Annotated in this window: 6 protein-coding genes; all 6 read left to right on the forward strand. The window is 66.4% G+C overall.

The annotated features are described in order from the left end of the window. The first annotated feature begins 1 nt into the window (after position 1). A complete protein-coding gene (locus HOV91_RS31130) occupies positions 2 to 973 on the forward strand; it encodes a F0F1 ATP synthase subunit gamma (protein ID WP_174188884.1) in 972 nt (323 codons plus the stop codon). Between the two features lie 79 nt (positions 974 to 1052). After that, a complete protein-coding gene (gene atpD, locus HOV91_RS31135) occupies positions 1053 to 2501 on the forward strand; it encodes a F0F1 ATP synthase subunit beta (protein ID WP_174188885.1) in 1449 nt (482 codons plus the stop codon). A 6-nt stretch (positions 2502 to 2507) separates the two neighbouring features. Next, positions 2508 to 2885 (forward strand): F0F1 ATP synthase subunit epsilon, encoded by a 378-nt coding sequence (locus HOV91_RS31140; RefSeq protein WP_174188886.1) that lies wholly within the window; start codon positions 2508 to 2510, stop codon positions 2883 to 2885. Positions 2886 to 3144: 259 nt separating this feature from the next. Then, positions 3145 to 3567 carry a DUF2550 domain-containing protein gene (locus tag HOV91_RS31145; RefSeq protein WP_039796346.1) on the forward strand — a complete coding sequence of 141 codons (423 nt, stop codon included), beginning with the start codon at positions 3145 to 3147 and terminating at the stop codon, positions 3565 to 3567. A 52-nt stretch (positions 3568 to 3619) separates the two neighbouring features. Further along, the gene (locus HOV91_RS31150) at positions 3620 to 4201 is read left to right on the forward strand and encodes a cob(I)yrinic acid a,c-diamide adenosyltransferase (RefSeq protein WP_174188887.1); all 582 of its coding nucleotides are present in this window, start codon (positions 3620 to 3622) and stop codon (positions 4199 to 4201) included. Positions 4202 to 4416: 215 nt separating this feature from the next. Next, on the forward strand, positions 4417 to 5676 hold the full coding sequence (gene murA / locus HOV91_RS31155) for a UDP-N-acetylglucosamine 1-carboxyvinyltransferase (protein ID WP_043720838.1): 1260 nt from the start codon (positions 4417 to 4419) through the stop codon (positions 5674 to 5676). Positions 5677 to 6107 lie beyond the last annotated feature (431 nt).

Here is a 6107-nt window from a genome sequence, read left to right on the forward strand (position 1 = left end):
GATGGCAAGCTTGCGTGAATTGCGCTCCCGCATTCGTGGTGTGAATTCGATCAAGAAGATCACCAAGGCCCAAGAGCTGATCGCGACCTCGCGCATCTCCAAGGCCCAGGCCAGGGTCGCGGCCGCGAAGCCGTACGCGGAGGAGATCACCAAGGTCCTCAGCGAGCTGGCGAGCGCGTCGAAGAACCTTTCGCATCCGCTGCTCACCGAGCGCCCCAACCCGCGCCGGGCGGCCGTGCTGGTGATCACCAGCGACAGCGGCATGTGCGGTGGCTACAACTCGAACGTGCTCAAGCGCGCCGAAGAGCTGATGACCACCCTGCGCGACGAAGGCAAGGAGCCGGTGCTCTACGTCATGGGCAACAAGGGCCTGACGTACTACGCCTTCCGCGACCGCCCGTACGTGTCGGCGTGGACCGGGTTCTCGCAGCAGCCGAAGTACACCGATGCCTCGGCCGCCTGCAACCACCTGGTGGACGCTTTCATGGCGGGTTCCGACGGCGCGGTTCCCGCTCCGAACGGGACGGGTGACATCGCCGGAGTCGATGAGCTGCACGTGGTGTACACCCGCTTCGTGTCGATGCTGACGCAGACCCCGGAGGTGCGCCGGCTGGCGCCCATCCAGGTGAGCTACGTCGACGAGAACTTCGACCTGGGTGAGGACATGGTGTCGGATTCGCCGACCGCTGACGTCCACGCGCAGTACGAATTCGAGCCCGACGCCGATGTGCTGCTGGCGGCGCTGCTGCCCAAGTACGTCAATACGCGTATCTACGCGTCGTTGCTCGAGGCAGCGGCATCCGAGTCCGCGGCTCGGCGCACCGCAATGAAGGCCGCCACCGACAACGCCAACGAACTCGCGAGCGTGCTACAGCGCGAGGCGAACTCGGTGCGTCAGGCCCAGATCACGCAGGAAATCAGCGAAATCGTCGGCGGCGTGAACGCGCTGGCGTCGAGCTCGGACCGCGACTGAGCGCCACACGCGGCCTGAGCGACGGGCACGTAGTAAGGCCCCCGAAGGCCGCACATCGACACGGAGAGAACCAACACCAATGACCGCAGCTGTCACTCAAGACAACACGAGCCGGACCGGCGGCGCCGCAGGCCGCGTCGTCCGGGTCATCGGCCCCGTCGTGGACGTGGAGTTCCCGCGCGGAGCCATTCCCGAGCTGTTCAACGCTCTGCACGCCGAGATCACCCTGACCTCGGTGGCCAAGACCCTGACCCTCGAGGTCGCCCAGCACCTCGGCGACAACATCGTGCGCACCATCTCGATGCAGCCGACCGACGGCCTGGTCCGCGGCGCCACCGTCACCGACACCGGCAAGCCGATCTCGGTGCCCGTCGGTGACGTGGTCAAGGGCCACGTCTTCAACGCGCTCGGCGACTGCCTGGACACCCCCGGCCTCGGCCGCGACGGCGAGCAGTGGGGCATCCACCGCAAGCCGCCGTCGTTCGACCAGCTCGAGGGCAAGACCGAGCTGCTCGAGACGGGCATCAAGGTCATCGACCTGCTCACCCCGTACGTGAAGGGCGGCAAGATCGGTCTGTTCGGTGGCGCCGGTGTCGGCAAGACCGTTCTGATCCAGGAGATGATCACCCGTATCGCGCGGGAGTTCTCCGGTACCTCCGTGTTCGCCGGCGTCGGCGAGCGCACCCGTGAGGGCACCGACCTGCACCTGGAGATGGAGGAGATGGGCGTCCTCCAGGACACCGCCCTCGTCTTCGGCCAGATGGACGAGCCGCCGGGCACCCGTATGCGTGTCGCCCTCTCGGCGCTGACCATGGCCGAGTACTTCCGCGACGTGCAGCACCAGGACGTGCTGCTGTTCATCGACAACATCTTCCGGTTCACCCAGGCCGGTTCCGAGGTGTCGACCCTGCTCGGCCGCATGCCCTCCGCCGTCGGTTACCAGCCGACGCTGGCCGACGAGATGGGTGAGCTGCAGGAGCGCATCACCTCGACCCGCGGCCGGTCCATCACCTCGCTGCAGGCCATCTACGTGCCCGCCGACGACTACACCGACCCGGCGCCTGCGACCACCTTCGCCCACCTCGACGCGACGACCGAGCTCTCCCGCCCGATCTCGCAGAAGGGCATCTACCCGGCCGTCGACCCGCTGACCTCGACCTCCCGCATCCTGGAGGCATCGATCGTCGGCGACCGGCACTTCCGGGTGGCCAACGAGGTCAAGCGGATCCTGCAGAAGTACAAGGAACTGCAGGACATCATCGCCATCCTCGGCATGGACGAGCTGTCGGAAGAGGACAAGGTCCTCGTCGGTCGCGCCCGTCGTCTGGAGAAGTTCCTCGGCCAGAACTTCATCGTGGCCGAGAAGTTCACCGGTCAGCCGGGTTCGGTCGTTCCGCTGGAGCAGACCATCGACGACTTCGATCGCGTCTGCAAGGGCGAGTTCGACAGCTACCCGGAGCAGGCCTTCAACAGCTGCGGTGGTCTCGACGACGTCGAGGCGGCCGCCAAGAAGATCCTCGGAAAGTAGTCACCGATGGCGGAAATGTCAGTCGATCTCGTCGCGGTCGAGCGGCTGCTCTGGTCCGGCCAGGCGTCGTTCGTCAGCGCGCAGACCACCGAGGGCCAGATCGGCATCATGGCCGGGCACGAGCCGCTGCTCGGCCAGCTTGTCGAAGGCGGCACCGTCACGATCGTGGACACCGACGGTCAGCGCATCGTCGCCGCGGTGCACGGTGGCTTCTTCTCGGTGACCGCGAACTCGGTCCGGGTGCTGGCCGAATCGGCGGAATTCGCCGACGAGGTGGACGTCGAGGCGGCCCGCCGGGTGCTGGCCGACTCCGACGCCAGCCAGGAGCAGCAGAAGGCGGCTCAGGCCCGGGTACGCGCCGTCGAGCAGGTCGCGAACGCGTAATCCACAACCTGCCATCGAGAACAAATGCTGTCGGCGGTGAAGAGCCTCTTCACCGCCGACAGCGTCTTTCAGGCGAGTCGGACACGGCCGGGCCATTTGTAAACTCGGGGCCGTGATTGAATGACCGCACGCGGTGTGAGCAACGGGCTCGCCAGGTGCAAGCCTGCGAAACCACGAAGAGCCGGCGAACACCGCCAATCGAATGCCGTGTCGACGACACGGCGGCGTAGCGAAGGGACGAACGGCATTGCAAACCGGGATGGTTCTGCTGATCATTCTGGTGCTCACGCTCGTGTTCCTCGCGCTTGCCTCGACCTACCGGCTGATCATGTTGCGCCGTGGCGGAACTGCCGCGATCCTGCGCGTCCTCCCCGCACGCGGCGGTCAAGGGTGGCGGCACGGATTGATCCGCTACGACGAAGACCGGCTGGTCTTCTTCAAACTCACCAGCCTGAAACTCGGCCCGGATTCCACCATCCGGCGCCAAGGCATCGAGATCGGTGATCGGCGCGGCCCCCGTGGTGACGAGTACGACATCATGACCGACGACATCGCCGTGATCGCGGTGTCGGATCGCGCGGGCGATTTCGAACTGGCCCTGGATCGCGACTCCCTGACCGCTTTCCTGTCCTGGGTGGAATCCCGCCCTTCCGACCGCACGCGCCGGATGCCGGGACTGTAGTACGCGCGTTCCCGCGCGGACGTCGTCCGGCGGCTCCCGCTAGGGTTGTGCTGTGAGCGTGCATCTGACGCGGATCTATACCCGGACCGGCGACGACGGGACCACGGGATTGAGCGACTTCTCGCGGGTCGCGAAGACCGACCCTCGCTTGGTCGCCTACGCCGACTGCGATGAGACGAACGCCGCCATCGGTGTGGCGATCGCGCTCGGCGGGCCGGATGAGGCGATGCTCGCGGTGCTGCGGCAGATACAGAACGATCTGTTCGACGCGGGCGCCGACCTCTCTACACCCGTGGTGGCGGAGCCGAAGTACCCGCCGTTACGGGTCACCCAGCCCTACATCGACCGGCTGGAAGCATGGTGCGACGAGTTCAACGCCGAACTGCCCGCGCTCGATTCGTTCATCCTGCCCGGCGGTACGCCGTTGGCGGCGCTGCTGCACACCGCCCGCACGGTCGCCCGTCGCGCGGAGCGCTCGGCTTGGGCTGCCATCGAGGCCCATCCGGAGGACACCGGCGTCCTGCCCGCCAAGTACCTCAATCGGCTCTCGGATCTGCTGTTCATCCTCAGCCGAGCGGCCAATCCGGGCGGCGATATCCTGTGGAAACCCGGCGGACAACAGCCGGGCGCCTGATCGCGTAGCACCGCCAGGCGAGTACCCGAGCGATCGCGGGGTATGGCAGGCAAGGCGACGGAACCACCTCGCCGGCTCGCGAAACGCTCACCCAGCGGCACTCGCTCGAACGGCGAAATCGTCCGGAGGCGAGGGAGTCGTGGAGACGCGGCACCGTAGCGCGCCGCCCCAACTATCCTTGCACCAACAGTGCGCCGAATACGCGGAGAGGCGGCATGGAACGGTTTTTGGTTACCGGCGGAAACAGACTCGTCGGTGAGGTCACGGTGGGGGGCGCCAAGAACAGCGTCCTCAAACTGATGGCCGCTGCGTTGCTGGCCGAGGGCACCACCACCATCACGAACTGCCCGGACATCCTCGATGTGCCGCTCATGGGTGATGTCCTGCGCGGACTCGGCTGCGACGTGACCATCGACGGCGGGGTGGTCGCCATCACCACGCCCGCCGAACCGAAGTACCACGCGGACTTCCCCGCGGTGACCCAGTTCCGCGCGTCGGTGTGCGTGCTCGGTCCGCTGATGGCGCGGTGCAAGCGCGCCGTCGTCGCGCTGCCGGGTGGTGACGCGATCGGCTCCCGCCCGCTGGACATGCACCAGGCCGGTCTGCGCCTGCTCGGCGCGACCAGCGAGATCGAGCACGGTTGCGTGGTGGCCCGGGCCGACGAGTTGCAGGGCGCCCGGATCCGTCTCGATTTCCCTTCGGTCGGCGCGACCGAGAACATCCTCATGGCGGCGGTGCTCGCCGAGGGGGAGACGGTGATCGACAACGCCGCGCGCGAGCCCGACATCGTCGACCTGTGCAACATGCTCGTCCGGATGGGCGCGCGGATCAGTGGGGCGGGCACCTCGGTGCTCACCATCCAGGGCGTCGAACGTCTCTCGCCCACCACCCACCGCGTGATCGGTGACCGCATCGTGGCCGCGACGTGGGGCATCGCCGCCGCGATGACCCTCGGGGACATCCGCGTCACCGGCGTGAATCCCAAGCACCTCTCGCTGGTGCTGGACAAGCTGCGTTCGGCGGGCGCGCGCATCTCCTTCGAAACCGACGGCTTCCGGGTCGTCCAGGCCGAGCGCCCGCGCGCCGTCAACTTCTCGACACTGCCGTTCCCCGGCTTCCCGACCGACTTGCAGCCGATGGCCATCGGACTCGCGTCCATCGCGGACGGCACTTCGATGATCACCGAGAACATCTTCGAGGCGCGCTTCCGGTTCGTGGAAGAGATGATCCGGCTCGGCGCCGACGCGCGCACCGACGGGCATCACGCGGTGGTGCGGGGGATCCCGCGGTTGTCCAGCGCTCCGGTGTGGTCGTCGGATATCCGTGCCGGCGCGGGTCTTGTCCTCGCCGGTTTGGTGGCCGACGGCACCACCGAAGTGCACGACGTCTTCCACATCGATCGCGGCTATCCGAATTTCGTCGAGCAGCTGCAGGCACTGGGCGGCGATGTCGTGCGGGTCGGCGCCGCGGATTGAGCGCCGATTCCGCCCGGGTCAGCCGCGCGTAACCGAAGGTTTCCGCGAAAATACAGTCTGACCAGGGGATTTGACATCGTGCACGCAGACACGTAACTTATTCCAAGTCAGAGCGACACGGACACCGACCCGGAGCCGAGAAGCTGAGCGGAAACGCTGAGCGAGAGGCCAGGGAAACGAGGTAGGACGAGGAGCGCCTGACGATCACACTGGCTCGAACGAGACCCTGGTTTGCAACCGGGTTCCCGACTGGGCTAAGCTGGAAAAGTTGCTTCACCGATCAATCGGTTCAATCCGGGCGATGGTGTGTGCGTGTGTTCTTTGAGAACTCAATAGTGTGTCGATGAATGTCAGTGCCAAATATTTTTTGGTTCCGGCTCTTGCACTCCCCGTGTGGAGGGTCGGGCATTTTTTGTCAGCTTTTTGCTGGC

This window comes from Nocardia barduliensis (assembly GCF_013315795.1).
GTDB lineage: Bacteria > Actinomycetota > Actinomycetes > Mycobacteriales > Mycobacteriaceae > Nocardia > Nocardia barduliensis.